General features: G+C 65.9%; 27 protein-coding genes. 14 read left to right on the forward strand and 13 right to left on the reverse strand.

From position 1 onward, the window contains the following. On the forward strand, positions 1–884 hold an 884-nt coding region (locus SM191_RS01125), incomplete at its 5' end, for a hypothetical protein (protein WP_341504590.1). Positions 885–1,271: 387 nt separating this feature from the next. Here the strand turns inward: SM191_RS01125 and SM191_RS01130 are convergent. Together SM191_RS01130 and SM191_RS01135 are read right to left on the reverse strand one after the other, a co-directional pair. After that, the gene (locus tag SM191_RS01130) at positions 1,272–2,045 is read right to left on the reverse strand and encodes a metallophosphoesterase family protein (RefSeq protein WP_306998204.1); all 774 of its coding nucleotides are present in this window, start codon (positions 2,043–2,045) and stop codon (positions 1,272–1,274) included. Between the two features lie 10 nt (positions 2,046–2,055). After that, positions 2,056–3,162, reverse strand: coding sequence for a catalase family protein (locus SM191_RS01135; RefSeq protein ID WP_341504592.1), 1,107 nt, complete (start codon positions 3,160–3,162; stop codon positions 2,056–2,058). Positions 3,163–3,279: 117 nt separating this feature from the next. On the opposite strand from SM191_RS01135, the gene SM191_RS01140 reads away from it, so the two are divergent. The 3 genes from SM191_RS01140 to SM191_RS01150 all read left to right on the forward strand — a co-directional run bounded on the left by SM191_RS01140 (position 3,280) and on the right by SM191_RS01150 (position 7,964). Next, on the forward strand, positions 3,280–4,308 hold the full coding sequence (locus SM191_RS01140; protein WP_341504593.1) for a quinone-dependent dihydroorotate dehydrogenase: 1,029 nt from the start codon (positions 3,280–3,282) through the stop codon (positions 4,306–4,308). A 46-nt stretch (positions 4,309–4,354) separates the two neighbouring features. Further along, a complete protein-coding gene (ggt, locus tag SM191_RS01145) occupies positions 4,355–6,100 on the forward strand; it encodes a gamma-glutamyltransferase (RefSeq protein WP_341504594.1) in 1,746 nt (581 codons plus the stop codon). 76 nt (positions 6,101–6,176) lie between these two features. After that, a complete protein-coding gene (locus tag SM191_RS01150; RefSeq protein ID WP_341504595.1) occupies positions 6,177–7,964 on the forward strand; it encodes an AMP-dependent synthetase/ligase in 1,788 nt (595 codons plus the stop codon). Positions 7,965–8,079: 115 nt separating this feature from the next. Here SM191_RS01150 and SM191_RS01155 read toward each other — a convergent pair whose 3' ends face one another. Then, the gene (locus SM191_RS01155) at positions 8,080–8,661 is read right to left on the reverse strand and encodes a hypothetical protein (protein WP_341504596.1); all 582 of its coding nucleotides are present in this window, start codon (positions 8,659–8,661) and stop codon (positions 8,080–8,082) included. Positions 8,662–8,674: 13 nt separating this feature from the next. Continuing rightward, positions 8,675–10,198, reverse strand: a complete 1,524-nt coding sequence (locus SM191_RS01160; RefSeq protein WP_341504597.1) for a fumarate hydratase — start codon at positions 10,196–10,198, stop codon at positions 8,675–8,677. 138 nt (positions 10,199–10,336) lie between these two features. Here SM191_RS01160 and SM191_RS01165 point away from each other — a divergent pair, with 138 nt between their 5' ends. The 4 genes from SM191_RS01165 to SM191_RS01180 all read left to right on the forward strand — a co-directional run bounded on the left by SM191_RS01165 (position 10,337) and on the right by SM191_RS01180 (position 16,313). Then, positions 10,337–12,988, forward strand: a complete 2,652-nt coding sequence (locus tag SM191_RS01165) for a putative bifunctional diguanylate cyclase/phosphodiesterase (protein ID WP_341504598.1) — start codon at positions 10,337–10,339, stop codon at positions 12,986–12,988. An 82-nt stretch (positions 12,989–13,070) separates the two neighbouring features. Beyond that, positions 13,071–13,538: a DUF3429 domain-containing protein gene (locus SM191_RS01170; protein ID WP_341504599.1), complete on the forward strand. Its 468-nt coding sequence runs from the start codon at positions 13,071–13,073 to the stop codon at positions 13,536–13,538. 360 nt (positions 13,539–13,898) lie between these two features. Further along, the gene (locus tag SM191_RS01175) at positions 13,899–15,821 is read left to right on the forward strand and encodes a ribonucleoside-diphosphate reductase subunit alpha (protein ID WP_445949799.1); all 1,923 of its coding nucleotides are present in this window, start codon (positions 13,899–13,901) and stop codon (positions 15,819–15,821) included. A 63-nt stretch (positions 15,822–15,884) separates the two neighbouring features. Further along, entirely contained in the window at positions 15,885–16,313 is a 429-nt protein-coding gene (locus SM191_RS01180; protein WP_341504600.1) for an endonuclease domain-containing protein, read from the forward strand. Between the two features lie 74 nt (positions 16,314–16,387). Here SM191_RS01180 and SM191_RS01185 read toward each other — a convergent pair whose 3' ends face one another. Next, positions 16,388–16,639, reverse strand: coding sequence for a DUF2171 domain-containing protein (locus SM191_RS01185; protein ID WP_341504601.1), 252 nt, complete (start codon positions 16,637–16,639; stop codon positions 16,388–16,390). Positions 16,640–16,713: 74 nt separating this feature from the next. Between SM191_RS01185 and SM191_RS01190 the strand changes: the two genes are divergently transcribed. From SM191_RS01190 to SM191_RS01200, 3 genes are read left to right on the forward strand one after another with little or no spacing between them, the layout of a single operon-like run. Next, positions 16,714–16,893, forward strand: a complete 180-nt coding sequence (locus SM191_RS01190) for a hypothetical protein (RefSeq protein ID WP_341504602.1) — start codon at positions 16,714–16,716, stop codon at positions 16,891–16,893. After that, a complete protein-coding gene (locus SM191_RS01195; protein ID WP_341504603.1) occupies positions 16,890–17,192 on the forward strand; it encodes a hypothetical protein in 303 nt (100 codons plus the stop codon). The genes SM191_RS01190 and SM191_RS01195 overlap by 4 nt, the downstream gene beginning before the upstream one ends. Positions 17,193–17,197: 5 nt before the next feature. Then, positions 17,198–18,253: a ribonucleotide-diphosphate reductase subunit beta gene (locus SM191_RS01200; protein WP_341504604.1), complete on the forward strand. Its 1,056-nt coding sequence runs from the start codon at positions 17,198–17,200 to the stop codon at positions 18,251–18,253. 449 nt (positions 18,254–18,702) lie between these two features. On the opposite strand, the gene SM191_RS01205 is transcribed toward SM191_RS01200, so the two are convergent. The 5 genes from SM191_RS01205 to SM191_RS01225 all read right to left on the reverse strand — a co-directional run bounded on the left by SM191_RS01205 (position 18,703) and on the right by SM191_RS01225 (position 21,980). Next, positions 18,703–19,002, reverse strand: coding sequence for an HNH endonuclease (locus tag SM191_RS01205; protein WP_341504605.1), 300 nt, complete (start codon positions 19,000–19,002; stop codon positions 18,703–18,705). A gap of 127 nt (positions 19,003–19,129) precedes the next feature. Next, on the reverse strand, positions 19,130–19,765 hold the full coding sequence (locus tag SM191_RS01210; protein WP_306998169.1) for an outer membrane protein: 636 nt from the start codon (positions 19,763–19,765) through the stop codon (positions 19,130–19,132). 231 nt (positions 19,766–19,996) lie between these two features. After that, positions 19,997–20,323 carry an MliC family protein gene (locus SM191_RS01215; RefSeq protein WP_341504606.1) on the reverse strand — a complete coding sequence of 109 codons (327 nt, stop codon included), beginning with the start codon at positions 20,321–20,323 and terminating at the stop codon, positions 19,997–19,999. Next, on the reverse strand, positions 20,320–20,661 hold the full coding sequence (locus SM191_RS01220; RefSeq protein ID WP_341504607.1) for a DNA primase: 342 nt from the start codon (positions 20,659–20,661) through the stop codon (positions 20,320–20,322). The genes SM191_RS01215 and SM191_RS01220 overlap by 4 nt, the downstream gene beginning before the upstream one ends. Positions 20,662–20,732: 71 nt before the next feature. Continuing rightward, positions 20,733–21,980, reverse strand: coding sequence for a multidrug effflux MFS transporter (locus tag SM191_RS01225; RefSeq protein WP_341504608.1), 1,248 nt, complete (start codon positions 21,978–21,980; stop codon positions 20,733–20,735). A gap of 170 nt (positions 21,981–22,150) precedes the next feature. Here SM191_RS01225 and SM191_RS01230 point away from each other — a divergent pair, with 170 nt between their 5' ends. Both SM191_RS01230 and SM191_RS01235 read left to right on the forward strand, forming a co-directional pair. Beyond that, positions 22,151–22,648: a hypothetical protein gene (locus SM191_RS01230; RefSeq protein ID WP_341504609.1), complete on the forward strand. Its 498-nt coding sequence runs from the start codon at positions 22,151–22,153 to the stop codon at positions 22,646–22,648. Between the two features lie 70 nt (positions 22,649–22,718). After that, complete coding sequence (locus SM191_RS01235) at positions 22,719–23,675, forward strand: isopenicillin N synthase family dioxygenase (protein ID WP_341504610.1); 957 nt, start codon at positions 22,719–22,721, stop codon at positions 23,673–23,675. Positions 23,676–23,774: 99 nt separating this feature from the next. Here SM191_RS01235 and SM191_RS01240 read toward each other — a convergent pair whose 3' ends face one another. Further along, positions 23,775–25,064: a homoserine dehydrogenase gene (locus SM191_RS01240; protein ID WP_341504612.1), complete on the reverse strand. Its 1,290-nt coding sequence runs from the start codon at positions 25,062–25,064 to the stop codon at positions 23,775–23,777. 122 nt (positions 25,065–25,186) lie between these two features. Between SM191_RS01240 and SM191_RS01245 the strand changes: the two genes are divergently transcribed. Continuing rightward, positions 25,187–25,756 (forward strand): 3'-5' exonuclease, encoded by a 570-nt coding sequence (locus tag SM191_RS01245; RefSeq protein ID WP_341504614.1) that lies wholly within the window; start codon positions 25,187–25,189, stop codon positions 25,754–25,756. A 197-nt stretch (positions 25,757–25,953) separates the two neighbouring features. Here SM191_RS01245 and SM191_RS01250 read toward each other — a convergent pair whose 3' ends face one another. Both SM191_RS01250 and SM191_RS01255 read right to left on the reverse strand, forming a co-directional pair. Beyond that, positions 25,954–26,391, reverse strand: a complete 438-nt coding sequence (locus SM191_RS01250) for a hypothetical protein (RefSeq protein ID WP_341504615.1) — start codon at positions 26,389–26,391, stop codon at positions 25,954–25,956. A gap of 19 nt (positions 26,392–26,410) precedes the next feature. After that, positions 26,411–26,827, reverse strand: coding sequence for a hypothetical protein (locus SM191_RS01255; RefSeq protein WP_341504616.1), 417 nt, complete (start codon positions 26,825–26,827; stop codon positions 26,411–26,413). Positions 26,828–26,922: the final 95 nt, after the last annotated feature.

The raw sequence follows: 26,922 nt of genomic DNA on the forward strand, positions 1-26,922 counted from the left end.
CCCCCGCCCCGTCGCCCGAGCCGCCCGCGACCCGCCTGCCCGACCCCGAAACCTCGCCCGACGCGACGATGGCCAACCGGCCCGATACGGGTGCCGAGGGGATGACGATCACCAACGCCCAGACGACCAGTCCGGCGATAGCCGCCCCCGGCACCGCCGCGCCGGAAAGCGGCGAGGCGGAGCGCGACCTGCCCTTCTGGCCGCTGCTGATCGGCACGGGGCTCGCCGCGCTCGCCATCGGCCTGTGGCTGGGTCGTCGCAGCCGTCGCCCGCAGGCGCTGCCCGCGCCGACCATCGCCCCGGTGCCGCCGCCCGCCGAGCCGGTGGACGAACGCCCCGCCGTCCCTCGCGCGCCTCAACCGGCCCCGGCCCAACCCGCCGCCGCTCCCGCCCTGCCGCCCGAGCCGAGCTTCCTGGCGGTCGAGGCGCGTCCCTTGCGCGTCGGGCTGAACATGCTGTCGGCGACGATCGAGGCGGAAGTGACGGTGCATAATACCGGCGCGACCCCGATCGGGCGGGTCGCGGTCGATCTTCGGCTGCTGAGCGCCCATGCCGGGCTCGACGCGCAACTGATCGAACTGGCCCGTCAGCCCCAGGGGCGCCCGATCGTCCCGCCCTTCGCGCTGGGGGCGGGCGAGAGCCGTACCGTGCGCGGCGTCACGGCGTTGCCGCGCGAGGCGATCCATGTGATCGACGCCGCCGGTCGCCCGATGTTCGTCCCCGTCCTCGCCGCCGCGGCGCATACCGACTGGGGCGTCTCACGCTGCGCCTATGCGGTCGGGCTGGAGCGCGTCGACTCGACCAAGTTGTCGCCGATCTGGCTCGACCAGCCGGGCCGGATGTTCGACCAGGTCGCCGCGCGCCCGCATGTGATGAAGGGGTAAGCGGACCCGAGGCGGAGCCCGGTTTCGGAAGGCGGTCGGCGAAACTCAGGATGGTTGGCGCGGAGGCGTGGAGGACGCGGAACTGTCTTGCACGCCGCATCTATGTCCTGTTGCTATCGACCTGTGATCGGTAGGGTGACCGCGCCACCAGCCCGACACCTCCGCGTTCTCCGCGCCTCCGCGCGAACATCTTTATGATCCACACGATGCGCGTGGTCGTGGCCTTCGACTTCGCTCAGGCTGAACGGAGGTTGGGAAGCGATTACGTCAACGCCGGTAGAGCCGGTGCCTTCTGAACCCGGACATAGTCGCTGAGAACTATACCAAACCCCGTTCAGCCTGAGCGAAGTCGAAGGCCGCACCCCGCCCAAACCAAACCCAAACCGATCACCCCGTCCGCATATCCTCGGTGATGACATGCGGCGCGGTTTCGCCGAAGCGGCGGACCAGCGTCTCGAACGCCAGCCCCTCGACACGGATCTCGTTGAAGGCGGGCGGGGTCTTGCGGGTGCGCTTGGACAGGGTGCCCGCACCGATCATCCGGATGATCCAGCCATTGCGATCGACCGGCACATCGAACGGGTCATGGACATGCCCGCTCAGCACCGCATGGGCACCCGCCGCCGCGAGTTGGGTCAGCGCTTCGTCGCCGTTGCGGGTCTTGGCCGTGCCCTTGGTCCCGCCCTCGATCAGCGGGTGGTGCGCGGCGACCAGGATCAAATGATCCTTGGGCGCCTGCTCGATCAGCGCGAGCGCACGGCGGAGCGAACCGAGGCTGACCCGCCCCTTGGACCAGTTCCACCGCCACTGGGCGCGTGCGGTGGTCTTGAGCGGCACCACCGTCACGCCGGGCAGGTCGAGCGGTTTCTCGATCATCCGCTCGACCGCCGCATAGCGCTGATAGGGCGCGAAGAACCGCCGGAACGGGTCCCAATAATAGGGGATGTCGTGATTGCCGACCTCGACCGTCACCGGCACGCCCAGCGATCGCAGCCATTCCCCGCCCGCCTGAAACTCGCGCTTGGTCGCGCGCATCGTCAGGTCGCCGGTCATGATGACCGCATCGGGCTTTTCCTCCGCCACCCGCTCGGCGAACCAGGCGAGGGCGGCGGGGTCTTCGGCACCGAAATGCACGTCGCTGACATGAAACAGACGGATCATGCCGCCAGTCCTAGCCTCTGCGCGCGGCTCTCGGCAACTCGGCCAGTTCGCGCGGCTCGTGCATCGGACAGCCATTCACCCGACCGCGATAGTCCGCCGAGAAGCGATAGGTGTCCTTGCGCGCCCGGTTGACATTGCCCAGCGGCTGATGCGCGGCGAGGCCGTGCCAGATGCTGTAGGACAGTGCGTCGTCGATCGCATTGGTCTCGCCATTCCGCCAACTGATCTGCGGTTCGGCGGCGAAGGTCGCGACGGTGACATAGGGACTGTCCTCCTCGCTCCATTCGGCGGTGGCGTCCTCGATCGGCATGGATTCCAGATCGCGGTTGAGTTGGACGCGGAGTTCCCACTGGCCGCCCTGCTCGATCATCACTTCGCGCACCACCTCGCGCAGCGCATCGGGCCGGTCGTGGGTGTCCACCGTGTCGCCGGTCAACCGGGTCAGGGCGGGGCTGACGGGGAAGAGGGCGAATTTGGCGACATGGTCGCCATAGCGGAACGGCGTCTGGCTGTAATAGGTCTCGCCCAGCGGATGGACCTGCTTCGCCCCGCCCAGCGTCTGGAGCGTCGGGCTCTCGATCCCGACCGTTTCCAGCGTCGCCTCGATCCCGCGAAGGATGCCCGAGAGCAGCTTCTTGCCCCCTTCCGCCTTGTCGGTGGTGGTGGCCAGCATCTTCAGATTCTTGGCGAAGGCGTCGGCGGTCGGCGCGGTGAAGACTGGCGCGTTGGCCATCACGAAATCCTGGGTCGCATCGCCTTCCGAGCCGGGCAGCCGCTCGCCCTCGACCCCGATGACCTTGAGCGCCAGCCCACGCGGCAGGCCGATCGCGTCGTCCAATATGTCGCCCGGATTGGTCGAGATGCGCGCCACCGCCTCATATTCGCCGCCCCGCGCGAACAGCCCTTGCGCCAGTTCGGGCGGAAGGCCGTCATGAACGGTCAGCGTGCCCCGGATGATGCCGTGCGCCTTGGCATGGACCGCTCGGACGCCGTGGCAATAATCCTTCGACGTGGTGTCAAGGATATGCGCGAAGGACTGCTTCATCTGCTCGACGGTTTCGCCTTCCTCGGGCTTCACGTCTTCGACCTGGGGGGTGAATGGCACGGGGGTCTTCATCGGGGCTCTCCCTATAGGCCTCCACAAACCCATGTTATGTCATAGCGTTCCTTTTGATTACGCATGCCGTTCGATCTTGCCGCTCCCCTCCCCCCGCAATCCGCTAACCGGCCCGACATGGCCTTTTACCACCCGCTCCTCTTCGCCCTCGATGCCGAACGTGCCCATGGTCTGACGGTGGCGATGCTGTCGCGCTGGGGGTCGCTGGGGGCGCCGCTGGGGGTCGATCCGGCGCGCTATCCGCGTCTGGCGACACGCGTGGCGGGGATCGACTTCGCCAATCCGCTGGGGCTGGCGGCGGGCGTGGACAAGAATGGCGAGGCGATCGACGGCTTTTTCGGCCTGGGCTTCGGCATGGTCGAGATCGGCACGCTGACCCCCAAGCCCCAGCCCGGCAACGCCAAACCCCGCCTGTTCCGGCTGGTCGAGGACAAGGGCGTGGTCAACCGCTATGGCTTCAACAATGGCGGGCTGGACGCGGGGCTGGCGCGGGCGAAGGCGGCGAAGCGCAAGGGCGTGCTGGGCATCAATGTCGGTGCGAACAAGGACGCCGCCGACCGGATCGCCGACTATCGCCACGGCGTGACCCACGCCGCGCCGATCGCCGATTATGTCACGATCAACATTTCCAGCCCCAACACGCCGGGCCTGCGCGATCTGCAACATGGCCCGGCGTTGACCGAGTTGCTGGCGGCGTCGCGGGAGGCGGCGGGCTCGGTGCCGCTGTTCCTGAAGGTCGCGCCCGACCTCGAACCCGCTCAGATCGATGAGATTTCGCGCGCCGCGATCGACAATCGGCTGGATGCGATCATCATCGGCAACACCACCATCACCCGCCCCGATGTGAGAAGCGCCAACGCCGCCGAAACCGGCGGACTGTCGGGTCGCCCCCTCGCCCGGCTCGCCCGAGCCCGGCTGGCCGATTTCCGACAAGCCACCGGGGCTGCCATGACGCTGATCGCGGCGGGCGGGATCGATAGCGGCGCGGAGGCCTATGCCCGCATCCGGGCGGGAGCGAGCCTGGTCCAGCTTTATTCGGCGCTGGTCTATGAAGGGCCCGGTCTGGCGGCGCGCATCCTGGCCGATCTCGACACGCTGCTCGCCCGCGATGGATTCGCGAACGTGGCGGAGGCGGTCGGAGCCTGACGTTACGGCTTGGCGCGGGGCGGGCCTTGCCGCTAGGATCGCGGCCATGAAGCACTGGCTCCTGTCCGTCGCGGCGCTCGCGCTGCCCTTCGCCACGCCCGTCGAGGCGCGCCAGCCCGCCCCGAAAGCCCCGGCCACAGGGATGGTCAGCGCCGCCGACCCCCGCGCCGCCGCCGCCGGGGTGGAGATATTGCGCGCCGGGGGCAGCGCCACCGACGCCGCGATCGCGACCATGCTGGCGCTGAACGTGGTCGAGCCGCAAAGCTCCGGCATCGGCGGCGGCAGCTATTGGGTCCGCCATGACGCGCGCGGCACCACCACCATCGACGCGCGCGAAGCCGCGCCGATGGCCGCCACGCCGCAATGGTTCTACGGCCCGGACGGCCGCCCGCTCAGCCATTCCGAGGCCGTGCCCGGCGGGCGCAGCGTCGGCGTGCCCGGCGCGTTGCGGGGCATGGCGCTGGCGCATGCCAAGGGCGGCAGGCTGCCCTGGGCCCGGCTGTTTCAGCCCGCGATCCGGTTGGCCCGCGACGGTTTCGCGCTGACTCCGCGCCTCCAGACCGCATTGACCCGCTATGGCGCGCATGTCGACGCCACCACCCGCACCCGCCTGACCGGCCCCGACGGCCAGGTACTTCCGCTCGGCAGCACGATTCGTAACCCGGAACAGGCCGCGCTGCTGGAACGCATCGCCAGGCTCGGCCCCGATTATTTCTATGTCGGACCGCAGGCGCAGAAGCTCGTCACTACGGTCAACACGGCGGCGCGCAATCCGTCGAAGATGACCACCGGCGACCTGGCCTCCTATGCCGCCAAGCCCCGTCCGCCGCTCTGCGCCACCTATCGCGGCTATCGGATTTGCAGCATGGCCCCGTCATCGGGCGGCGGATCGACCATGTTGTCGATCCTGAAACTGCTCGAACGCTTCGACATGGGCAAGCTGGGCAAGGATTCGCCCGTCGCCTGGCATCTGTTCGCCGAGGCTTCGCGCCTCGCCTATGCGGACCGCGACATGTATCTGGGCGATCCCGATTATGTCCGGGTGCCGTTGAAGGGTCTGTTCGACCCGGCCTATATCGCCAGCCGCTCGGCCTTGATCTCGCCCGACCGGACCATGGCGTCGGTTTCGCCCGGAACGCCCCCCGGCGCGCCGCCGCGCGTCCGCGCCCCGGTCAGCGAAGTGCCGGGCACCACCGATCTGGTGACCGTGGACGATGCGGGCAATGTCGTCGAGGTCACGACCACGGTCGAAGGGTCGTTCGGCTCCGGCCTGTCGGTCGACGGCACGATGCTGAACAACGAGCTGACCGATTTCGATATCGTGCCGGTCAAGGACGGCGATCTGGTCGCCAACCGGGTGGAGGGCGGCAAGCGCCCGCGCAGTTCGATGTCGCCGACCATCGTCTATGGCCCCGACGGCAAGGTCCGCCTCGCAGTCGGCGCGGCGGGCGGATCGACGATCATCGCGCAGGTCGCCAAGGCGATCATCGGCGTCATCGACTGGAAGCTGAGCGCGCAGGACGCGATCGCGCAAGGGTTGCTCTTCGCGCCCTATAAGGTCGCGACGGTCGAAAAGGGCACCACGCTGGAGGCGCTCGTCCCCGGTTTGCAGGCGCTGGGCGAGACGGTCACGGTCGCGCCGATGGGCCTCAAGGCCAATGCGATCGAGCGCGTGGGCAACCGCTGGGTCGGGGCCGCCGATCCGCGCAGCGAAGGCGTCGCGATCGACGTGACCGGCCGCACGACCGAGATCCAGCGGGTCGGCGACAAACCCGGTCGCCCGCCGGAATAAGCACACGAACCCGACAAGCATACAAAGAGCCCGATCGCGCGTTTACGGACGCGATACGGGCCGGTGGGAGAGGCATATGCGCACGCTGGAATATTTCCCCAATCTCGTCACTATGTTCTTCACCCGCGCCGCCGAGAAGGACGACGCGCCCTTCCTGTGGCGCAAGGACGCGGGCGAATGGCGCGCGATCAGTTGGGCCGAGACGGCACGACAGGTGGCCAGCCTGTCGGCGGGGCTGAAGGCCGCCGGGCTGCAACGCGGCGACCGGGTGATGCTGGTGTCGGAGAACCGCCCCGAATGGTGCATCGCCGACCTCGCCATCATGGCGGCGGGCTGTGTCACGGTGCCGACCTACACCACCAATACCGAGCGCGATCACACCCATATCATCGAGAATTCGGGTGCGCGCGCGATCATCGTCTCTACACAGAAGCTGGCGACGACGCTGATGCCCGCCGCGCTACGCTCCAACCATGTCCAGACGGTGATCGGCCTCGAGCCGCTGAAACTCGGCCCGAGCCAGATCGAATGCCGCCAATATGACGCGATGATCGCCGCGCATACCGCCGACCCGGTCGCGGTGGCGGCACAGGCCGATTTCACCCGCGAGGATCTGGCCTGCATCATCTATACCTCGGGCACCGGCGGTGCGCCGCGCGGGGTGATGCAGCATCACGGCGCGATCCTGCACAATTGCGCCGGGTGCAGCGCCGTCATCGCCGAGGATTTCGGCTGGGACGACGAGGTGTTCCTGTCCTTCCTCCCCCTCTCCCATGCCTATGAGCATACCGGGGGGCAGCATTTCCCCATCTCGCTGGGCGGGCAGATCTATTATGCCGAGGGGCTCGACAAGCTGGCCGCCAATATCGAAGAGGTTCGCCCGACGATCATGTTCGTCGTGCCCCGCCTGTTCGAAGTGCTGCACACCCGCATCGCCAAGGCGATCGAGAAGAAGGGCGGGCTCGGCGCGCGGCTGCTCGACCAGGCGCTGGCACTGGGCGCGAAGAGTTACGACGGCAAGCTGCGGCTGATCGATCGCCCGGCGCAACTCGCGGTCAACATGCTGTTCAAGCCCAAGATCGCCAAGCGCTTCGGCGGGCGGTTGAAGGCGATGGTGTCGGGCGGCGCGCCGCTCAACCCGGAGATCGGGCTGTTCTTCCACTCGATCGGCCTGACCCTGCTGCAAGGCTATGGCCAGACCGAGGCCGCCCCCGTCATCGCCTGCAACCGCCCCCGCGCGGGCGTGCGGATGGAGACGGTCGGCCCGCCGCTGGCGGATACCGAGGTGCGGATCGCCGAGGACGGCGAAATCCTGGTGCGCGGCGAGTTGGTCATGCACGGCTACTGGCGCAACCCGACCGAGACCGAGCGGGTCCTGAAGGACGGCTGGCTGCACACCGGCGACATCGGCGAGATCGATGCGGCGGGCCGCCTGCGCATCACCGACCGCAAGAAGGACCTGATCATCAACGACAAGGGCGAGAATGTCGCCCCCCAGAAGGTCGAGGGGATGCTGACCCTCCAGCCCGAGATCGGCCAGGCGATGATCGCGGGCGACCGGCGGCCCTATATGGTCGCGCTGATCGTGCCCGACGCGGAATGGACCGCCGAATGGTGCGCCAAATCCGGCACAGGCTGCAACCGCGCCGCGCTGGACGACGATCTCGATTTCCGCGGGGCCATCTCGGCGGCGATCGACCGGGTCAATCGCGACCTGTCGGTGAGCGAACGCATCCGCCGCTTCATCATCGCCGACGAACCCTTCGCGATCGAGAACGAACAACTGACGCCGTCGCTGAAGATCCGCCGCCATGTGTTGCGCGAAGTGTACGGCGAGCGGTTGGACGCGCTTTTCAAAAATTAGAACGATAGCATTACTATTCTACGGGTAACAATCTCAAAAAATTGAATTTAACTAATCAAAATTTTTCTCATAATATTCTCGTTGTTTTGATTCAATGATAAATTACAGTAACTCTTCAATTTATTGGCCAACGACGCCGATCCGCCGCATCCCAATCCTCTTTATACTGTTGAAACCAGATATCTCGCGCCCTATCCCAAGGCACTTTACAGATGTAGCCAAACACGATCAACAATGCGGTCATATATGTTACTATCCATACCTGACTCCCTTTACTTACGTCTATTTCGGTAACGATTAAACGATAAGCACCATTAGCTGCCGCAAAAAGCCCTCCTGCAATCGCCGTCACGGCAAGCAAACTCCATCGCTGATTCATTCTCTCCACTATTGTTCTTGCGTAACCACCCATCATCGCCGACAATACGAATATTGCTACAACACCAAACATCAGCATAGAAATTTGGGGAATCCCAAGGAACAACACTGCTTCAGCGCCCTCTCCTTTGATGGTTCCCAACTTTATTACAATAAGCAGAAAAACAAAATATAGAAACAAAACAATATACAAGGGAAAAATGAGCGACACCAAACCAGCCCAAGGCTCTGATGCTCTAATCCAACGCTGATTGCGAAATATCCACTTCCGATGGCAGAGATCTAAAGCGGCAATAATGGATAGTAGGCGTATTAACATTGCCGACGACACCTTATGCAAAATTAAGCAGGCCTTCCTTGGCGATCTTCTCGCGCCACACCAGCGGGGCCAGGGTGTGGACGTTCTGGCCCTCGGCATCGACCGCGACGGTGACGGGGAAATTCTCCACGTCGAACTCGTAGATCGCCTCCATGCCCAGATCCTCGAAACCGACGACCTTCGATCCCTTGATCGCGCGGGCGACCAGATAGGCCGCGCCGCCGACCGCCATCAGATAGGCGGACTGGTACTCCCGGATCGCGTCCGTCGCAGCGGGGCCGCGCTCGGCCTTGCCGACCATCGCCAGCAGGCCCTGGTCGAGCATCATGCGGGTGAACTTGTCCATGCGGGTCGCGGTGGTGGGACCCGCAGGGCCGACCACTTCCTCGCCGACCGGATCGACCGGGCCGACATAATAGATCACCCGTCCCTTGAACTCGACCGGCAGCTCCTCGCCGCGGTCGAGCATGTCCTTGATCCGCTTGTGCGCGGCGTCGCGCCCGGTCAGCATCTTGCCGTTGAGGAGCAGACGGTCGCCATGCTTCCAGCTCTTCACCTCTTCCGCCGTCAGCGTGTTCAGGTCGACACGTTTGGCGGCCTGAAGGTCCGGCTTCCAGTCGACCTTGGGCCACTCGTCCAGCTTGGGCGCCTCCAGATAGACCGGCCCCGAGCCGTCCAGCGTGAAGTGCGCGTGGCGGGTGGCGGCGCAGTTGGGGATCATCGCGACGGGCTTGGACGCGGCATGCGTCGGCCAGTCCATGATCTTGACGTCGAGGATGGTCGACAGGCCGCCCAGCCCCTGCGCGCCGATGCCCAGCGCATTGACCTTGTCGAACAGCTCGATGCGCAGCGCCTCGATATCGTTCCTGGGCCCGCGCGCCTTGAGCTGGCCCATGTCGATCGCGCCCATCAGCGATTCCTTGGCGAGCAGCACCGCCTTTTCGGCCGTGCCGCCGATGCCGATGCCCAGCATCCCCGGCGGACACCAGCCCGCACCCATTTGCGGCACCATCTCCAGCACCCAGTCGACGATCGAGTCGGACGGGTTCATCATCTTGAACTTGGACTTGTTCTCCGACCCGCCGCCCTTGGCCGCGACGTCGACCGTCACCTTGTTGCCCGGCACCATCTCGACATGCAGGACCGAGGGCGTGTTGTCCTTGGTATTGCGGCGGGTGAAGGCGGGGTCGGCAAGGATCGAGGCGCGCAGCTTGTTTTCGGGGTGGAGATAGGCGCGGCGCACGCCCTCATCGACGACCTCTTGCAGCGAACGGTCGCCCGACAGGCGGCAATCCTGGCCCCATTTGACGAAGACGGTGACGATGCCGGTGTCCTGGCAGATCGGGCGATGCCCCTCCGCGCACATGCGGCTGTTGGTCAGGATCTGCGCGATGGCGTCCTTGGCCGCCGGGCTCTTCTCGGCCTCATAGGCTTTGCCGAGCGCGCGGATATAATCCATCGGGTGGTAATAGCTGATGAACTGGAGCGCGTCGGCCACGCTCTCGATCAGGTCGGTGTCGCGGATCAGGGTCGTCATGCGCCGCCTTTTGCGACAGCCGGACGCGCTGTGCAATGTCGACATGAGGTCGGGCACGCCCGCTGAGGGCGGCTTCAGTCATTCTTAACGTCAATCATGGCAGGAGCGGTCCCAAATCCCTGGGATCGCAAACCGCGCATGTCGTCCGTGACCACCGACCGAATACCGCTGCTGGCCCTGATCGGTCTTGTCGAGGACAATGACGAGCTGCTGATCGCGTCGCATATCAATCGGTTGAAGACTTTGTGCCGGACATGGCCATTGGCCATTCTGCAGAATCTGATCGCGATGGCCGTGATACTCGGCTTCAGTTCTCTGGGTGATTCGCGCGCGTTGTTGATCGAGAAGACGGCGGCGTGCGGCGTTATCTTGTTCGTCGCGCTGGCGATCGGGATTTTTCTTTATCACGGCGTTTCACGACAAAAGCCGCTTTACCAGATGAAGCGGTGGCTCGGCCTGTTGAGCCTGGTCCTTGCCTTGGCGACCGGCCCGCTGCTCTTCACCGTCGCGCGGGCGCATCATGGGCCCAGCGGATGGGGCTCGGCGCTGGCGCTCGCCTGCACGATGTGGGTGACGGCGGCGATGCTGCATCCGGTGCGGGCGGCGATGCTCGGATATTCCTTCGGCTTCGCCTTCCTGGCGCCGGTCGCGGCGATCGCCTGGGGCATATCGGTCCTGCCGGTCCTGGCGGGGGTCGGGCCGGCCATGTTGCTGCTCGTCGTCAAGGCGTGGCGCATGGGCCGGCTGGATTATGATACCGCCAGCGTCAGGGCGCAGGAATTCGGCCAGGGGAAACAGGCGGTCAAGATGATCGCCGAGTTCGAGGAACATGGCACCGGCTGGTTCTGGGAAACCGATCGGCGGGGACGGCTGACCTATCTGTCCCGGAAAGTCGCCGAGGATCTGCGCGCATCGGGTCTGGATCCCACGCGGCGGATGCTGACCGAGATCTTCCAGATGGACCCCTCCGCACCGGGGACCGAGCGGACCCTGTCGTTCCACATGGCGTCGCGCACCAGCTTTTCCGACTATACGGTCTGCACGGTGGCCGATGGCCCCGAGGCAGAACGCTGGTGGTCGATCTCGGGCCGTCCGATCATCGACGGCATCGGGCGGTTCCGGGGTTTCATCGGCTCGGGCTCCGACCTGACAGAGAAGCGCCGGTCGGAGGCGGAAATCACCCGCCTCGCCCTGTTCGACAGCCTGACCGGGCTGGCCAATCGCCAGCGGATGAAGCTGTCGCTCGACAAGACGCTGAAGCAATCGCTCAGCCCCTATCGCCCGACCGCGCTGTTCCTGATGGACCTGGACCGGTTCAAGGCGGTCAACGACACGCTGGGACATCAGGCGGGCGACCTGTTGCTGCAACAGGTCGCGCGGCGGCTGGAACAGGTGGTCGGCGATGTCGGGCTGGTCGGACGGCTGGGCGGCGACGAGTTCCAGATCCTGCTGCCCGGCATCGATGCACGCGACCGCCTGGCCTCGCTCGCCAGCGAGATCATCGCGACCCTCTCCCACCCCTATGAGATCCAGGGCAACGAGGTGACGATCGGCTGTTCGATCGGCATCGCGATCGCCCCCCATGACGGCGCGGATTCGCAGACGCTGATCCGCAACGCCGATCTGGGGCTCTACGCCGCCAAGGGCGACGGGCGCGGCGTCCATCGCTTCTATGCCGAAGCGATGCTGGAGGGCGCACGCAGCCGCAAGCGGATGGAGGAGGACCTGCGCATCGCCATCTCGCAGGGCCAGTTCCAACTCGCCTATCAGCCCATCGTGTCGACCCGCGATTCGCAGATCGTCGGCTATGAGGCGCTGCTGCGCTGGAACCACCCGACGCAAGGCGACATCTCGCCCGTGCAATTCGTGCCCGTGGCGGAGGAATGCGGGCTGATCGAGCAGATCGGCGAATGGGTGTTGCGCACCGCCTGTACCGAGGCGGCGGGCTGGCCGCTGCCGGCGCGGGTCGCGGTCAACGTCTCGTCGATCCAGTTCGCCAAGCCGCATCTGCCGGCGCTCGTCGCCCAGGCGCTGGCGCAATCGGGGCTCACGCCGTCGCGGCTGGAGCTGGAGATCACCGAGAGCGTGTTCCTGAACGACGACCAGGAGTCGCAACGCCAGTTTGCCGCGCTCAAGGCGCTGGGCATCCGGCTGGCGCTCGACGATTTCGGCACGGGCTATTCCTCGCTCGGCTATCTGCGCCATGCGCCGTTCGACAAGATCAAGATCGACCAGTCCTTCGTGCGCGGCGCGATCCGGACCGGCAGCCGCAATGCGGCGATCATCCGGGCGATCGTGACCCTGGCCGACACGCTGGGCATGGAGACGACCGCCGAGGGGGTCGAGATTCAGGACGAGATCGCGTTGATCCGCGATCTGGGGTGCAGCCATATCCAGGGCTATGTCTATGGCAGACCCACCACCGTGTCCGAGGTTCACCGGATGCTGGGGGAACGGGGCGGTCGCGCCGAGCCGGTCGGGCTCAAGTCCAATCGCTCCCCGCGTATCAAGATCCTGCGGACCGCCCAGATCCTGTCGGGCATCGCGACGATCGACGTTCGGATCCGCGACCTGTCGACCACCGGTACGATGGTCGAGGGGCTTCCCCCCGCCTATATCGTGGGCGGAGCGGCGGTGGGAGTGCGCCTGGGCACGGACAAGCCCTTGCGGGGCTATATCCGCTGGGAACGCGAAGGCCGGGTCGGTATCGCCTTCGCATCCCCCCTGCCCGAGGATCACCCCTGGCTGGAACCCCCCGAAGCCGAGGAACCACGTCGCCATATGGCGTAAAGGAGCCGATGCAATGCCGGACGCGCTGAGGATCGGTCGGGGATAAGCGGGATAGGAACATCCCCCCGTACGTTCGCGCCCCATGACGTCACCCATGTCGCCCGCGCCGACACCCGAAGCCGCCTCGCCCCGCACGCCCGCGCTCAGCCTGATCTTCGGCTATGGCCCGGCGCTGGTCCTGCCGATCGCCGCGCTGGCCGCTTGGACGCGAGTGCCGCTGGCGCTGCTGATCGGGCAGATCTGGGGAGCGGCGATCCTCATCTTCCTGGCGGGGGTCGTGCGCGGGCTCAGCTTCTTCACGCCCGGTGGCCCGCATCTCTCGCAGATGTTGACGATGATTCTGCGATTCTCGCTGGGGTTGGTCGCGCTGATCGCGGGGCCGCAGACGGGGTTCGCACTGTTGATCCTGGGCTATGCCTCGATCGCGCTGACCGATCCCTGGATCGCGCGCTGGGGCGGGGCGCCGCTTCATTTTGCGCGGCTGCGCCCCCCGCAAATGATGGTCGCGCTGATCGGCCTGATCGCGATGTTCCTGCTGTCGCTCGGCTGATCCCGAACGCCGAAAAATTTTTTTGGGGGCTTGCGCTTCGCGAACCCCGCAGCAATCCATGCGTCGCGGCTTTCGCGCTGCCGATCCGCGCCGCCATTCGTCGCAACCAACCCCCTCGCCAGGCTTTAACCTCTTGCGGTGCTCGCCGGGATTTTCCACTATGGATTGTGGAAGAGGCCGGGAACGGCCCCAAGCACTGGTAGTAGGGGTCATGCCCGACAGGCATGACGAGGAATGGAAACCAGGCCCGGAATCGGGACCTTGGGAACCGTCCTGCCCATGCTGCCGCGACGCCTGCGCGTCGTGCCGGGGCCATGCCGACGACCCGAACGGGACCAGAACAAGGGAGCGGCATCGATGATGGATTTCAGGGATAGCCGGGATAGCGACATGACGACTGATATGCTCGAAAAAATGGCGGCGAACACGGCTCAGGCCAGCACCCCCGCCCCGACGCCCGCCGATACCAAGTCGGTGCGCCCGCAACCCTATCCGGTCGAGGTCGACCATGCCCGCGACGCGCGGCTGACCGATTTCGGCAAGGAAACGCTCAACGACCGCTACCTCCTGCCCGGTGAAAGCTATCAGGACCTGTTCGTGCGCGTGGCCTCTGCCTATGCCGACAATGCCGAGCATGCGCAGCGGCTGTACGACTATATCTCGAAGCTGTGGTTCATGCCCGCCACGCCGGTGCTGTCGAACGGCGGCACGGGTCGCGGCCTGCCGATTTCCTGCTATCTCAACTCGGTGCCCGACAGCCTGGACGGCATCGTCACCACCTGGAACGAGAATGTGTGGCTGGCGTCGCGCGGTGGTGGTATCGGCACCTATTGGGGCCAGGTGCGCGGCATCGGCGAGCCGGTCGGCCTGAACGGCAAGACCAGCGGCATCATCCCCTTCGTCCGCGTGATGGACTCGCTGACGCTGGCGATCAGCCAGGGTAGCCTGCGTCGCGGTTCGGCCGCCTGCTATCTCGACATCTCGCACCCCGAGATCGAGGAGTTCCTGGAAATCCGGAAACCCAGCGGCGACTTCAACCGCAAGGCGCTGAACCTCCATCACGGCGTCCTGATCCCCGACGCCTTCATGGAAGCTGTGCGCGACGGCGCCGAGTGGCATCTCAAGAGCCCGAAGACCGGCGAGGTCCGCGCCACGGTCGACGCGCGCGCGCTGTTCCAGAAGCTGGTCGAGACCCGCCTGGCGACCGGCGAGCCGTACATCGTCTTTGCCGACCATGTGAACAGGAACATGCCCAAGCATCACCGCGAACTGGGCCTCAAGGTTTCGACCTCGAACCTGTGTTCGGAAATCACCCTGCCGACCGGCATGGACCATAAGGGCAAGGACCGCACGGCGGTGTGCTGCCTGTCGTCGCTCAACCTGGAAACCTGGGACGAGTGGAAGGACGACAAGGGCTTTATCGAGGACGTGATGCGCTTCCTCGACAATGTCCTCCAGGACTATATCGACCGCCACGAGCCGGGCATGGAGCGTGCCGCCTATTCGGCGGGTCGCGAGCGTTCGGTGGGCCTGGGCGTGATGGGCTTCCACAGCTTCCTCCAGGCGCGCGGCATCCCCTTCGAGGGGGCGATGGCCAAGTCGTGGAACCTGCGGATGTTCAAGCACATCAACGCGCAGGTGAACCAGGCGTCGATGACCCTGGCGGTCGAGCGCGGGCCCTGCCCCGACGCGGCGGATGTCGGCGTGATGGAGCGCTTTAGCTGCAAGATGGCGATCGCGCCGACCGCGTCGATCAGCATCATCTGCGGCGGCACCAGCGCGTGCATCGAGCCGATCCCGGCGAACATCTATACCCACAAGACGCTGTCGGGGTCGTTCGTCGTCAAGAACCCCTATCTCGAAAAGCTGCTGATCGAGAAGGCGAAGAATTCGGACGCGGTCTGGAACTCGATCCTGGAGCATGGCGGCTCGGTCCAGCATCTCGACTTCCTGAGCCCGGAAGAGAAGGACACGTTCAAGACCTCGTTCGAGATCGACCAGCGCTGGCTGCTCGAACTGGCGGGGGACCGGACGCCCTATATCGACCAGGCGCAGTCGCTGAACCTGTTCATCCCGGCCGATGTCGAGAAGTGGGACCTGCTGATGCTCCACTTCCGCGCCTGGGAACTGGGCATCAAGTCGCTCTATTATCTCCGGTCGAAGTCGGTGCAGCGCGCCGGTTTCGCAGGGAGCGGCGGGGTCGAAGCCGACAACACGATCAGCGCGCCCAAGTTCGAAATCGGCGAGACGACCGATTATGACGAGTGCCTGGCGTGTCAGTGAGGTGATTTCCCTCTCCCTCTGGGAGAGGGAGGGAGCCGCATAGCGGCGGAAGGGTGAGGGTGTGTGCGTCACTACGACAACCATCGCTCCGGCACGGTGCAACGTGCCCGCCAACTCCGCCGCGACGCATCCGAACCCGAGCGCCGCCTGCTCCGCGCATTGCGTGAAGCCTATCCGCATCTGAAATGGCGTCACCAGGCGCCGCTGGGACCTTTCTTCGCCGACATGCTGTGCTTTTCCGAAAAGCTGGTCATCGAGGTCGACGGCGACACCCATGCCGTCGCGGAAGGCCATGATGCGTCACGCAAAGGCTTCATGGCGCGCGAGGGGTATCGCACGATCCGTGTCAGCAATGCGGACGTGATGGAAAATCTGGACGGCGTAATACGGCGCATTTCCTTCTCCCTGCGGGAGAAGGAAGGGGCCCGCGCGGTCGAGCCGCGTGGGAAGGATGAGGGTGTGTCGCACAGGAAAAAGGGTGGGTCGGCATGAACCGTACCCACCCTCACCCTTCCGCCGCCTATCGGCGGCTCCCTCCCTCTCCCAAAGGGAGAGGGTTTGGGAAATCACTCCGCCTCTTCGAACTGGTCGACGGCGTTCTGGGCGGTGGCGGACAGGCGGACCTTGTCGCCCTCAATCTCGGCGACCAGGCCGAGCGGCAGGTAATGATGCTTGGCGCCCTGCCCGTCCTGGGTTTGCGGGCTGTCGTTCTTGGTCAGCTTGATGCGGTCGCCATCGACATGGTCGACGGTGCCGACATGGACGCCGTCCGCACCGATGACTTCCGCATGTTCCTTGATCTGGCTGACATCGACCATCGTTCGTCTCCTGTGTTGGGTTCGGCTTCGGAACGCTCCAAGCCGGAATTGGTCGCATGACATCGGCGTTCATCATGTACGCGGTAGCGGCCGTGCTGGGCGGGATCGGCGCGACACTGCTGCTGCAACTCCGCACGCCCCGATCGGACCAGGGCCGCTATGCCCGGCTGATCGCGGGCACCATGTGCGCCATGGGCGGGATCATTCTCGCCGGTTTCGCCACCGCGCTTCGACAGTGGAGTGCGGGGGCATGATCCCGATCGAGCGTGCCCTGGCCCTGGTCGCCGCCATCATGGTCGTCGGCTTCATCATCCTGGGTTTCCAGGCCTATAGCGATGCCGACCTCGGCCAATGCTTCCTTGAAGCGCATGGCCGTCGTTCGCGCTTGGTCCGCGATTATCTTTGCAGCCCCTATCTGCTGGCGGGCCGTCCGCGCGACTGGTTCGCCTTCGTCTGGCTCTGGTCGTTCCCCGTGACGATCGCGGCCCTCACCCTTTCCGCCCGGCGCCGAGTGCGCCGTGCGTCCGTCTTGAACACCATTCGTCCGGAGTAACCCCGATGCCTCTTCTCCAAGCCTCAAAGCAGTATAAGCCCTTCGAATACCCCTGGGCGTTCGAGTTCTGGAAGCGCCAGCAACAGCTCCACTGGCTGCCCGAAGAGGTGCCGCTGGGCGAGGACTGCCGCGACTGGGCGCAGAAGCTGACCGATCATGAGCGCAACCTGCTGACCCAGATCTTCCGCTTCTTCACCCAGGCGGACGTCGAGGTGCAGGACTGCTATCACGAGAAATATGGCCGGGTGTTCAAGCCGACCGAGATCAAGATGATGCTGACCGCGTTCAGTAACATGGAGACGGTGCATATCGCGGCGTACAGCCATCTGCTCGACACGATCGGCATGCCCGAGAGCGAATATGGCGCCTTCCTCGAATATGCCGAGATGAAGGACAAGCATGATTACATGCAGAATTTCGGCGTCGACAGCGACGAGGACATCGCGCGCACGCTGGCCATGTTCGGCGGCTTTACCGAGGGCGTTCAGCTCTTCGCGTCGTTCGCGATGCTGATGAACTTCCCGCGCTTCAACAAGATGAAGGGCATGGGCCAGATCGTCAGTTGGTCGGTGCGCGACGAGAGCCTGCACTGCGAAGGCATCATCCGCATGTTCCACGCCTTCTGCCAGGAGCGCCAGTGCCTGACCAAGGCGGTCAAGGACGACATCGCCGATGTGTGCCAGACGACGATCCGCCTGGAGGACAATTTCATCGACCTCGCCTTTGAAATGGGCCCGGTCGAGGGGATGAAGCCCAAGGAGATCAAGAAGTATATCCGCTACATCGCCGACTGGCGTCTGGGCCAGCTGGGGCTGAAGCCGATCTATATGATCGACGAGCATCCCCTGCCCTGGCTGACCCCGCTGCTCAACGGCGTCGAGCATGCCAACTTCTTCGAGACGCGCGCGACCGAATATTCCAAGGCGGCGACGCGCGGCCAGTGGAACGACGTCTGGGACGCGTTCGACACGCGGCAAAAGGCCAAGACCGCCAAGGCGGCGAACGAGGAGCCGACCGAAACCGGCGACATGTTCTCGGCCGCGGGCGTCGCGGCGGAGTGATCCGCGAGAGGGCGGGCTTCGGTCCGCCCTTTTTTGTTCGCGCGGAGGCGCGGAGACGCGGAGATTTCCGGGTTCGCGCAGAGGCCGCAGAGAAGTAGATCATGGCGGGTGCATTCCCCCGCGCCGTTCAGCCTGAGCGTAGTCGAAGGCCACGCGATGACCTCTGATAAACGCATCCCCGAGCGCGAAGCGCTTTCAAGTAACTGCTTGGGCCTCTGGCCCGAAAATGCCTTGGGGCAAGGGGATGCCCTTGGCCTTCGACTGCGCTCAGGCTGAACGGAAGGGGTGGATGCGGGTGAAGGCCAGCCGCGCGTCTACTCCGCGCCCTCCGCGCCTCTGCGCGAACCCAAAAGCCTCCGCGCCTCCGCGTCTCCGCGCGAACCCAAAAGCCTCCACGCCTCCGCGCGAACAAAAATCTTCGCGTCATCGCGGCTTCGCGTGAAACAAAATCACCGCGCCGCCCGCGTCGGCGCATGGAAGTCCGCCGGTTTCCCCGCAATCCACTTCAGAAACCGCACCATGTCCGGATGCGCCCGCAGCACCGCGAAGTCCGCATAAGCCCGTGCCAGTTCCGCGTTGGACAGCGTCGCATGGATCGTGCGGTGACAGATGGGATGCACCGGCACCGTCTCTCGCCCGCCCTCGCTCTTGGGCACGGGATGGTGCCATTCCACCTTCACCCCCAAGGGCCTTTCGCACAGCGCGCAGACCGGAACCGTGACCGCCTCGATCCGTTCGGCGGCGGCCATCAGCCCCGCCTTTCGCTTCACCCGTCCAACCATCGCCACGGATATGGGGAGCCATCGCGCACAGGAAAACGGGGCTCGGCATCGCTGCCGAACCCCGTCCCCTTAAGCCAACTGGATCCGAGAGGGATCAGAAGTGTGCGACGACACCCGCCATCGGGCGGAACGAATGCGCGTCGTCGAAGGTCGAAACTTCCATGCGGAGGCGCAGACCCGAATTGCCGGTCAGGCCGCCCAGACCGATATCCTTGGGGCCGACTTCCGCGCCGACGCCGTACACGGTGCCGTGATAGTCGCGCTTCAGGTCGCCAGCGACGCCCGGTGCGAAGTTGTGGAAGTTGTTCCAGCGATAGCCGACCTTGCCGTAGAACAGGCCGCTCTCACCGGCGCGGAAGCCCGCGCGGCCATAGGCGCCATACTGCCAGTCGATGTCACCCGACACGCCCTTGGCGACCGAGCCCTCGGCACCGACGAACACGGGGCCCAGCGGGATGTTGGCACCGACGATGCCCTCGACCAGCGCGCCGTCCAGGTTATAGCCCTTGGGCTGCGCGGGGATGCCGGCGACCGACTGGCGATCGAACTGCTCCCAACCACCCATGATCGCGACGTACGGCTCGATACCGAAGGCGCGGGTGCCGTCGGGAGCGGTCGCGGTGTCGGCGGCCGGTGCCGACGTGTCGCTGGTGGTGTTCATGTCCTGCGCCATGGCAGGCACGGCAACGAACGCAGCCGCCGCAGCGGCGACGAGGGAAAGCTTACGCATACGAGATACCCTTCTCTTATTCTATGTGGGGCGGCGGATCGAACCGCTCAGCCCAGGCCCGCTTAACCGGCAATTGCGCCAGGAGTTGCACGGGAAACGCGAATTTCAGTCGCCTTCCGACAAGCTGTGCCATGAAAGTCACAGTTCCTGTCACTTAGATGAACCAAATGGGGGCGGATTGGGGCGATCGCGGTTTTCCGCCATTTTTCCGCCTCTTTTGTCGCCCCCGCTTCAGCGGAGCGCGGTGCAGCGCAGGGAGTCACCGGTGGGCCGTGTCAAAACAACCTCACCCCCCTTGCCGCGAAGGTCATGGCCGAAGCCCGCATAATGGATGCCGGATGCGACCGGCTGTCCGGCCATCCGCACCTCCAGATCGCCGTCGAGACGCAACAACGCGCTGTCGTCGCGGTTATCGAATCGCGCCCAGAAGCGGCTGCCATTCTCGCACTGAAAGGTGGTGGAGATCATCGGCGGCATCGCGGCGCGGGGATCGGGCATGGTCGAGCAGCTGACCAGCACGATCCCGCCCGCCGCCAGCGCCACGGGCAACCGCGTCATGGCCGAAGCGCGGCGTCGTCGGCCTCGTCGATATCGCCGTCGGCGACGGTGTCGTCCTCGAAATCCTCCTGGAGATCGTCTTCGTCGATATCCTCGGCATCCATGTCGACCGAGGCGTCGCTTTCGCCAACCTCCTCCGAATCCATGTCGATTTCGTCGATCGGTTCGTCCTCCACCGTATCGTCGCCCAGATCGGGTGCGATATCGGTCAGCAGCACGCCGTCCGTCGGGCCGTTGCGCGTCGCCTCCAGGATTTCGGCACGCTGGCTCTCGTCATAGCCTTCCTCGTCCCAGCCATCGTCGCCGGGTCCCTGGCTGGGAACCTGATGTCCGCCCATGCTCGCCTCCTCTACTTGGTTGCAGATGAGGAACGGTGCGGTGGGCCGGGCGGTTCCCGAGCGGAGCGGGTTCAGGTGGGGCGGAACATGCGCCCGCGCTCGGTCAGGAACACCATCGCGAAGGCCACGCATCCGGCGATCAGGAAGCCCAGGATCAGCGGGCGGGTCGTCGTATCGAACGCCTGGCCGATCCCCGCGCCGATCAGCGACCCGATCGTGACGCTGGTAAAGCCCTGCACGCTCGACGCGGTCCCGGCGATACGCCCCATATTCTCCATCGCCATGGAGGAGAAGTTGGAGGTCGCCAGACCGAAACACGCCATGGTAATCGCCTGGAGCACGGCGAAGACGATCAGCGACTCACCCCAGAATTGCGCGATGCCCAGATGGATCGCCGACACGAGGATCAGGATCGTCACCGCGCTGTGGCTGATGACCCGCGTGCCCAGCCGCATGACGATGCGCGAGTTGAGCAGGTTCGCCGCCGCCATCGTGACCGAGGTGGTGGCGAAGATCAGCGCGAGCAGCTTTTCCCGCCCGAACGTTACCGCCATGATCGGCTGGACCGAGTTGAGATAGCCATAGAGCGCCGCCATCAGCGCGGTCGCCGCCAGCGTATAGCCCAGCGACAGCCGGTCGCTCAGCGTCTCACGCCAGCCGCCCAGGATGCGCGGTAACGAGATGGGCTGCCGCGCCTCGGGCGCCAGCGTCTCGGGCATCCGGATGGAGAACCAGGCCAGCACCAGCCCCGCCAGCCCCGCGATCGTCCAGAAGATCAGCCGCCAATTGCCGAACAGCAACACCAGTTCGCCGAAGGCGGGCGCAAGGATCGGGACGATCATGAACACCATGAAGGCGATCGACATGACCTGCGCCATGGCGCGGCCATGATAGCAGTCGCGGACCAGCGCCACCGTCGCGACCCGCGTCGCCGCGATCGCCGCGCCCGCACAGACGCGCGCGACCAGCAACAGCGTGAAGCTGGCCGCCACCGCCGCCGCGCCATTGGCGATGACATAGATGACCAGCGCGACGATCAGCACCCGCCGCCGCCCATAGCGATCGGCGAGCGGTCCGTGCACCAGTTGCGCCACGCCGAACCCGATCAGGAAGGCGGTGACGACGAACGGGCGGGCGGCGGGCGACGCATTCAGGCTCTCGCCCATGGCGGGCAGCGCCGGCAGCATCGAATCGATGCCGAGCGCGGTCAGCGCCATCAGCGCCGCGATCAGGAGGACGAATTCGACAAAGCCGATCGGCGCGCCGGGCGGCTCGGCCACGACGGACGCCGCCGGAGCAGCGGAACGGGGTTCGGACATGATGGCTGTCCCTTAGGGGGAATTGGTCCGAAGGGAAACCGGGAAAGCGGCCCGAGGCCGGCGGTCGTCGCCGCACGCGCCACGACGTTCAGCACGTCGACAGCTTGTGGGCCCCACAGGGTACAACTCGCTGTATTGGATCAACAGGGCACGCAAGGGAGTTTGCCGCCATGATTACCCCGTACCGCATTACCCTGTCGCTCCCGCTTGTCGCGGCACTGGCCCTGTCGGCATGCGATCGACCGAGTCAGGGCACGTCGATCACCGTGAACAGCTCGGATGGCGAGACGCTGGCCTCGGTCGATGGCAAGTCGGGCGAGGTGAAGCTGGCGCTGCCGGGCTTTCAGGGCGCGTTCAAGCTGCCCAAGGTCTCGCTGGAGGCGGATAATTTCGAGCTGAACGGCGTCCACCTCTATCCGGGATCGACGATCCGCAACGTCGATGTCGGCAATGGCCGTGACAAGGCGTTCACCATGACCTTCGACAGCCCCGCCGACTTGGCGACCGTGCGCGGCTGGTTCCAGGAGAAGATGGGCGAGGCCGATTTCACCCTGACCGATCAGGGCGGCGCGCTGGTCGGCAAGACGGCGGAGGAAAAGCCCTTCCGCCTCGACCTGCGCCCGGCGGGCGGCGACCGATCGACCGGGACGATCACGCTGGGCGGATAACTCGGCCTGTTCGGACGGCCTGGGCGCGTTATAGTGATGCCAGCCTGTTAGATTTTCTGGACATATCGCCATGACCGACACCCGCTCCGCCGAGGTTCCGACGCTCAGCCTCGCCGATCAGGACCGCGATCCCGAGGGCTTTGCCGCCGCGCTGGGCGGCTCGTTCGAGCGGTTCGGTTTCGCCATCGTCGCGGACCACGGCGTGCCCGCCGACCTGATCGACCGCGCCTGGGCGCAGACCAAGGCGCTGTTCGACCTGCCCGAAGAAGAGAAGCGCGGCTATCACGTCCCCGGCGGCGGCGGCGCGCGCGGCTATACCCCGTTCAAGACCGAGATCGCCAAGGACGCCAAGGTCGTCGACCTCAAGGAGTTCTGGCATGTCGGCCGCGAACTGCCCGAGGGCCATGCCTATGCCGACCGGATGCCCGCCAATATCTGGCCCGAACGCCCTGAGGGGTTCCGCGCGGATTTCCTGGAACTGTTTACCGCGTTCGACAAGGCGGGGGACCGGCTGCTCTCCGCCATCGCGCGCCATCTGAAACTCGACCCGCACTGGTTCGACCCGGCGGTGAAGGACGGCAATTCGGTGCTGCGCCTGCTCCATTATCCGCCGATCCCGGCGGATGCGGAGGGCGTCCGGGCGGGCGCGCATGAGGATATCAACCTCATCACCCTGCTGCTCGGTGCCGAGGAGGCGGGGCTGGAACTGCTCGACCGCGATTCGGGCGAGTGGCTGGCGATCCGCCCGCCCGAGGGCGCGATGGTGGTCAATGTCGGCGACATGCTCCAGCGGCTGACCAACCATGTCCTGCCCTCGACCACGCACCGGGTGGTCAACCCGCCGGTCGAGCGGCGCGGCTTTTCGCGTTACTCGATGCCGTTCTTCCTGCACCCGGCGCCCGATTTCCTGATCAAGACGCTGCCGGGGACGGTGAGCGAAGGCCACCCGGATCGGTACCCGGAGCCGATCACCGCGCATGACTATCTGTTCGAGCGGTTGGTGGAGATCGGGTTGATCAAGAAATAGCCTTCACACCGTCATCCCGGCGCAGGCCGGGATCTCTGGCGAGGAAATGCCGTCATCGCCAAAGGCCCCAGCCTGCGCTGGGGCGACGGTTCGGGGATATCACCCCAGAATATGCATCAACAGCGGCTGCCCGACCAGGCTCTGGCTCCCGCGCAACCGCTCCAGCGCCTGCGCCACCGCGCGCTCCGGCCCCTCATGCGTGACGATCGCGATCATCACCCCGCCGTCCGCCGCCTCACCGCGCTGGATCAGGCTCTCGATCGAAACCCCAGCATCGCGCATCGCGGCGGCGATCTCGGCCAGCACGCCGACCTTGTCCTGCACGGTGAAGCGCAAATAAGCCCGCCCGCGCCGCTCGCCGCTATCGGCCTTGGCGGCGGGGGTCAGTTCGTGCGCGGGCATGGCGAAGGACGCGCCATATTCGCCGCGCGCGATGTCGATCAGGTCGGCGACCACCGCGCTGGCGGTCGGGCCGTCCCCCGCCCCCGCGCCCTGGAACAGCAAGCGGCCGACGAAATTGCCCTCCGCCACCACGGCGTTGGTCGAACCGGTGACATGCGCCAGCGGATGGTCGAGCGGCACCAGATGCGGATGCACCCGCTGGAACAGGCCGCTCGCCCCCTCTTCCGCCACGCCGACCAGACGCACGCGATAGCCGAGCGACGCCGCCTGCGCGATGTCGGCGGCCAGCACATGCCGCACGCCGCCGATCGCGACGTCCTCGAAGGCGGGCTGTGTCCCGAAGGCGATGGCGGCCAGGATCGACAGCTTGTGCGCCGCGTCCACCCCATCGATGTCGAAGCTGGGGTCCGCCTCCGCATAACCCAGCGCCTGGGCCTCGGCGAGCACCTCGGCGAAGTCGCGGCCTTCCGCTTCCATCTTGGACAGGATGAAATTGCAGGTGCCGTTGAGGATGCCATAGACCCGCGCGATCGCGTTGGCCGCCGCACCTTCGCGCAGGCCCTTGATGACGGGAATGCCGCCCGCCACCGCCGCCTCGAACTTCAGCGCCGCATTGGACGCCTCCGCCTCCCGCGCCAGTTCCAGCCCGTGATGCGCCAGCATCGCCTTGTTGGCGGTGACGAACCCGCGCCCGGCATCGAGCGCGGTCCGCGCGAGCGTCAGCGCGGGGCCGTCCGATCCGCCGATCAGTTCGACCACCACATCGGCATTGGGGTGGAAGGCGAGCGCGGCGGTATCGTCGACCCATTCGAAGCGCGACAAGTCCACGCCCCGGTCCTTGGTCCGGTCCCGCGCGGAGACGGCGACGATCTCGATCGGGCGACCGGCGCGCCGGGTAATCAGGTCACGGTTCGCGTCGAGCAGGCGAATGACGCCGCCCCCCACCGTGCCGAGTCCCGCCAAAGCCACCCGCAATGCGTCGCCCATATCGTCTTCCTGTATCCCGAGCGTTCGTAGAGCCTCGGCGGGTAGCGGATAGAAACGGTCGCTGTCGAGCCATGGGGCGACCTTTTATTGCTCGAATGGCGATAGGGCGCTAAAGTGGCGGGATGATCTCCCCCGATTTCGTGGTCATCGACGTCGAAACCGCGTGCCAGCGTACCAGCAGCATCTGCCAGATCGGCATCGTCGGCTATGCGGCGGGCGTCGAGGTGCTCGCCTATGAAACGCTGGTCGATCCGTGCGACGAGTTCAGTCATTTCAACATCGGCATCCACGGCATCACGGCGGAGCATGTGCTGGGCAAGCCGACCTTCGCGCATCTCCATCCCGAACTGGCGGGGCATCTGGGCGGGCGGGTGACCGTGGCGCATTCGGGGTTCGACAAGGGCGCATTGGGCCGGGCCTGCGAGCGCGACGCGCTGCCCCCGATCGCCGCGCGCTGGCTGGACAGCGTGACGATCGCGCGGCGGGCCTGGCCCGAACTGCCCAATCACAAGCTGAATACGCTGGCTACGTTTCTGGACCTGGAGCATCGCCACCATGACGCGCTGAGCGACGCGCGCGCGGCGGGGCAGGTCGTGTTGCGGGCGATGGCGCAGACTGGCCTGACACTGACCGACTGGTTCACCCCGCCGCCCTCGGCGCGGGCACGCGCGCGGCGACAGGCCGGGGCCTGATCACCCGATCCTCCCCATCTCCAAGCCGAGCTTGGGGAGGAATAGAGTGCTTCTCGCTCCTCCCCGGCACGGGGAGGGGGACCATGCGAAGCATGGTGGAGGGGGCGTGCGGCCAGCTATGTCCTGTGGGGAAGCCCCCCTCCGTCAGGCCTTCGGCCTGCCACCTCCCCGTGCCGGGGAGGAATGGGGACACGATGTCAGGGTTCCAGATGCCCCTGCGGCCCCGGTCCATCCAGCGCGATGGGAACGCGGTTGCTCTTGTCGCGGGATTTGTCGACCAGCTTGCTGATCCCAATCCGCGCCTCGTTGGCGAGCAGCATCGCGGGGCCCAGGATGTTGACCCCGGTCTGGCACCCCCATTGGCTGGCCGCACAGGGCGTGCCCGACGCCCGCAACGCACCGATCCCGGTCCGTTCCGGATTGGAGGGGATGGGGCCGGCCGGTATCTCACCCGGCACGTCTGGGATACGGTCGTCGGCCTGCCGCCGCCCGCAGACGATCACATCCTCCCTGGTCCCCGCCGAGGGCGGGCAGGGATCGCGCGCGAGGATCGAAAAACGCTCCGTGCCCGGAGCGGCCGGTGGCGGCGGGGTGGCCTGGGTCGCCTGTAGGGCGATCAGCAACAAGGCGATCATCGGCCGTTCCTCCTTCGCGTCATGGCGCAGGCTTGCGCAGCGTCGGCCCGCCGCCGCCACGGGGGTTCGTATCCAGCGTGACCCCGACATGACCACCGCCGACCAGAAAGGGCGACATACTCTTGACCGAATTGGAGCGCGCGAGCAGCCTGGTCCGTTCATCCATCACCCCTTCATGGCGCGGATCGCCGGGCTCCGGCGGGATTTCGAAGGGCATGCGGAAGCGATCGGCATTACGGCGACCGCAGACGGTGATGTCGGTCCCGTTAGGGTCGTAGACGCAGCGCTTCTGGACCCCGCTCGCTTCGCGCGTCTTCGCCATGATCGCCTCGACCGACGGGACCGCCGGTGATGCTCCGTCTTGAACAGGCGCCGCCATCACCAGCATGCCCCCAAGCACGGCCATCGTCATCGCCACCATGACACCTCCCGGCATCGCGTTCGCCCGGACCATCTCGATCAGGCGCGGGGCATCATGCCCGGTTCCACGATACGCCCGCCAGTATCGTTACGCTTATGTCATTTTCAGGG

Origin of the sequence: Sphingomonas sp. 2378 (genome assembly GCF_038084995.1) — a bacterium.
GTDB lineage: Bacteria > Pseudomonadota > Alphaproteobacteria > Sphingomonadales > Sphingomonadaceae > Sphingomonas.

Bases quoted from the DNA above. Each gene is read 5' to 3' on its own strand.
- SM191_RS01250 (WP_341504615.1), bottom strand. From the start codon at position 26,391: ATGATCGCCTTGTTGCTGATCGCCCTACAGGCGACCCAGGCCACCCCG.
- SM191_RS01225 (WP_341504608.1), bottom strand. From the start codon at position 21,980: ATGTCCGAACCCCGTTCCGCTGCTCCGGCGGCGTCCGTCGTGGCCGAG.
- SM191_RS01240 (WP_341504612.1), bottom strand. From the start codon at position 25,064: ATGGGCGACGCATTGCGGGTGGCTTTGGCGGGACTCGGCACGGTGGGG.
- SM191_RS01205 (WP_341504605.1), bottom strand. From the start codon at position 19,002: ATGGCCGCCGCCGAACGGATCGAGGCGGTCACGGTTCCGGTCTGCGCG.
- SM191_RS01130 (WP_306998204.1), bottom strand. From the start codon at position 2,045: ATGATCCGTCTGTTTCATGTCAGCGACGTGCATTTCGGTGCCGAAGAC.
- SM191_RS01185 (WP_341504601.1), bottom strand. From the start codon at position 16,639: ATGGTCGATGTCAGCCAGATCAAGGAACATGCGGAAGTCATCGGTGCG.
- SM191_RS01245 (WP_341504614.1), top strand. From the start codon at position 25,187: ATGATCTCCCCCGATTTCGTGGTCATCGACGTCGAAACCGCGTGCCAG.
- SM191_RS01175 (WP_445949799.1), top strand. From the start codon at position 13,899: ATGGATTTCAGGGATAGCCGGGATAGCGACATGACGACTGATATGCTC.
- SM191_RS01255 (WP_341504616.1), bottom strand. From the start codon at position 26,827: ATGCCGGGAGGTGTCATGGTGGCGATGACGATGGCCGTGCTTGGGGGC.
- SM191_RS01220 (WP_341504607.1), bottom strand. From the start codon at position 20,661: ATGGGCGGACATCAGGTTCCCAGCCAGGGACCCGGCGACGATGGCTGG.
- SM191_RS01165 (WP_341504598.1), top strand. From the start codon at position 10,337: ATGTCGTCCGTGACCACCGACCGAATACCGCTGCTGGCCCTGATCGGT.
- SM191_RS01135 (WP_341504592.1), bottom strand. From the start codon at position 3,162: ATGAAGACCCCCGTGCCATTCACCCCCCAGGTCGAAGACGTGAAGCCC.
- ggt (WP_341504594.1), top strand. From the start codon at position 4,355: ATGAAGCACTGGCTCCTGTCCGTCGCGGCGCTCGCGCTGCCCTTCGCC.
- SM191_RS01230 (WP_341504609.1), top strand. From the start codon at position 22,151: ATGATTACCCCGTACCGCATTACCCTGTCGCTCCCGCTTGTCGCGGCA.
- SM191_RS01190 (WP_341504602.1), top strand. From the start codon at position 16,714: ATGTACGCGGTAGCGGCCGTGCTGGGCGGGATCGGCGCGACACTGCTG.
- SM191_RS01195 (WP_341504603.1), top strand. From the start codon at position 16,890: ATGATCCCGATCGAGCGTGCCCTGGCCCTGGTCGCCGCCATCATGGTC.
- SM191_RS01155 (WP_341504596.1), bottom strand. From the start codon at position 8,661: ATGTTAATACGCCTACTATCCATTATTGCCGCTTTAGATCTCTGCCAT.
- SM191_RS01170 (WP_341504599.1), top strand. From the start codon at position 13,071: ATGACGTCACCCATGTCGCCCGCGCCGACACCCGAAGCCGCCTCGCCC.
- SM191_RS01140 (WP_341504593.1), top strand. From the start codon at position 3,280: ATGGCCTTTTACCACCCGCTCCTCTTCGCCCTCGATGCCGAACGTGCC.
- SM191_RS01215 (WP_341504606.1), bottom strand. From the start codon at position 20,323: ATGACGCGGTTGCCCGTGGCGCTGGCGGCGGGCGGGATCGTGCTGGTC.
- SM191_RS01210 (WP_306998169.1), bottom strand. From the start codon at position 19,765: ATGCGTAAGCTTTCCCTCGTCGCCGCTGCGGCGGCTGCGTTCGTTGCC.
- SM191_RS01200 (WP_341504604.1), top strand. From the start codon at position 17,198: ATGCCTCTTCTCCAAGCCTCAAAGCAGTATAAGCCCTTCGAATACCCC.
- SM191_RS01160 (WP_341504597.1), bottom strand. From the start codon at position 10,198: ATGACGACCCTGATCCGCGACACCGACCTGATCGAGAGCGTGGCCGAC.
- SM191_RS01235 (WP_341504610.1), top strand. From the start codon at position 22,719: ATGACCGACACCCGCTCCGCCGAGGTTCCGACGCTCAGCCTCGCCGAT.
- SM191_RS01150 (WP_341504595.1), top strand. From the start codon at position 6,177: ATGCGCACGCTGGAATATTTCCCCAATCTCGTCACTATGTTCTTCACC.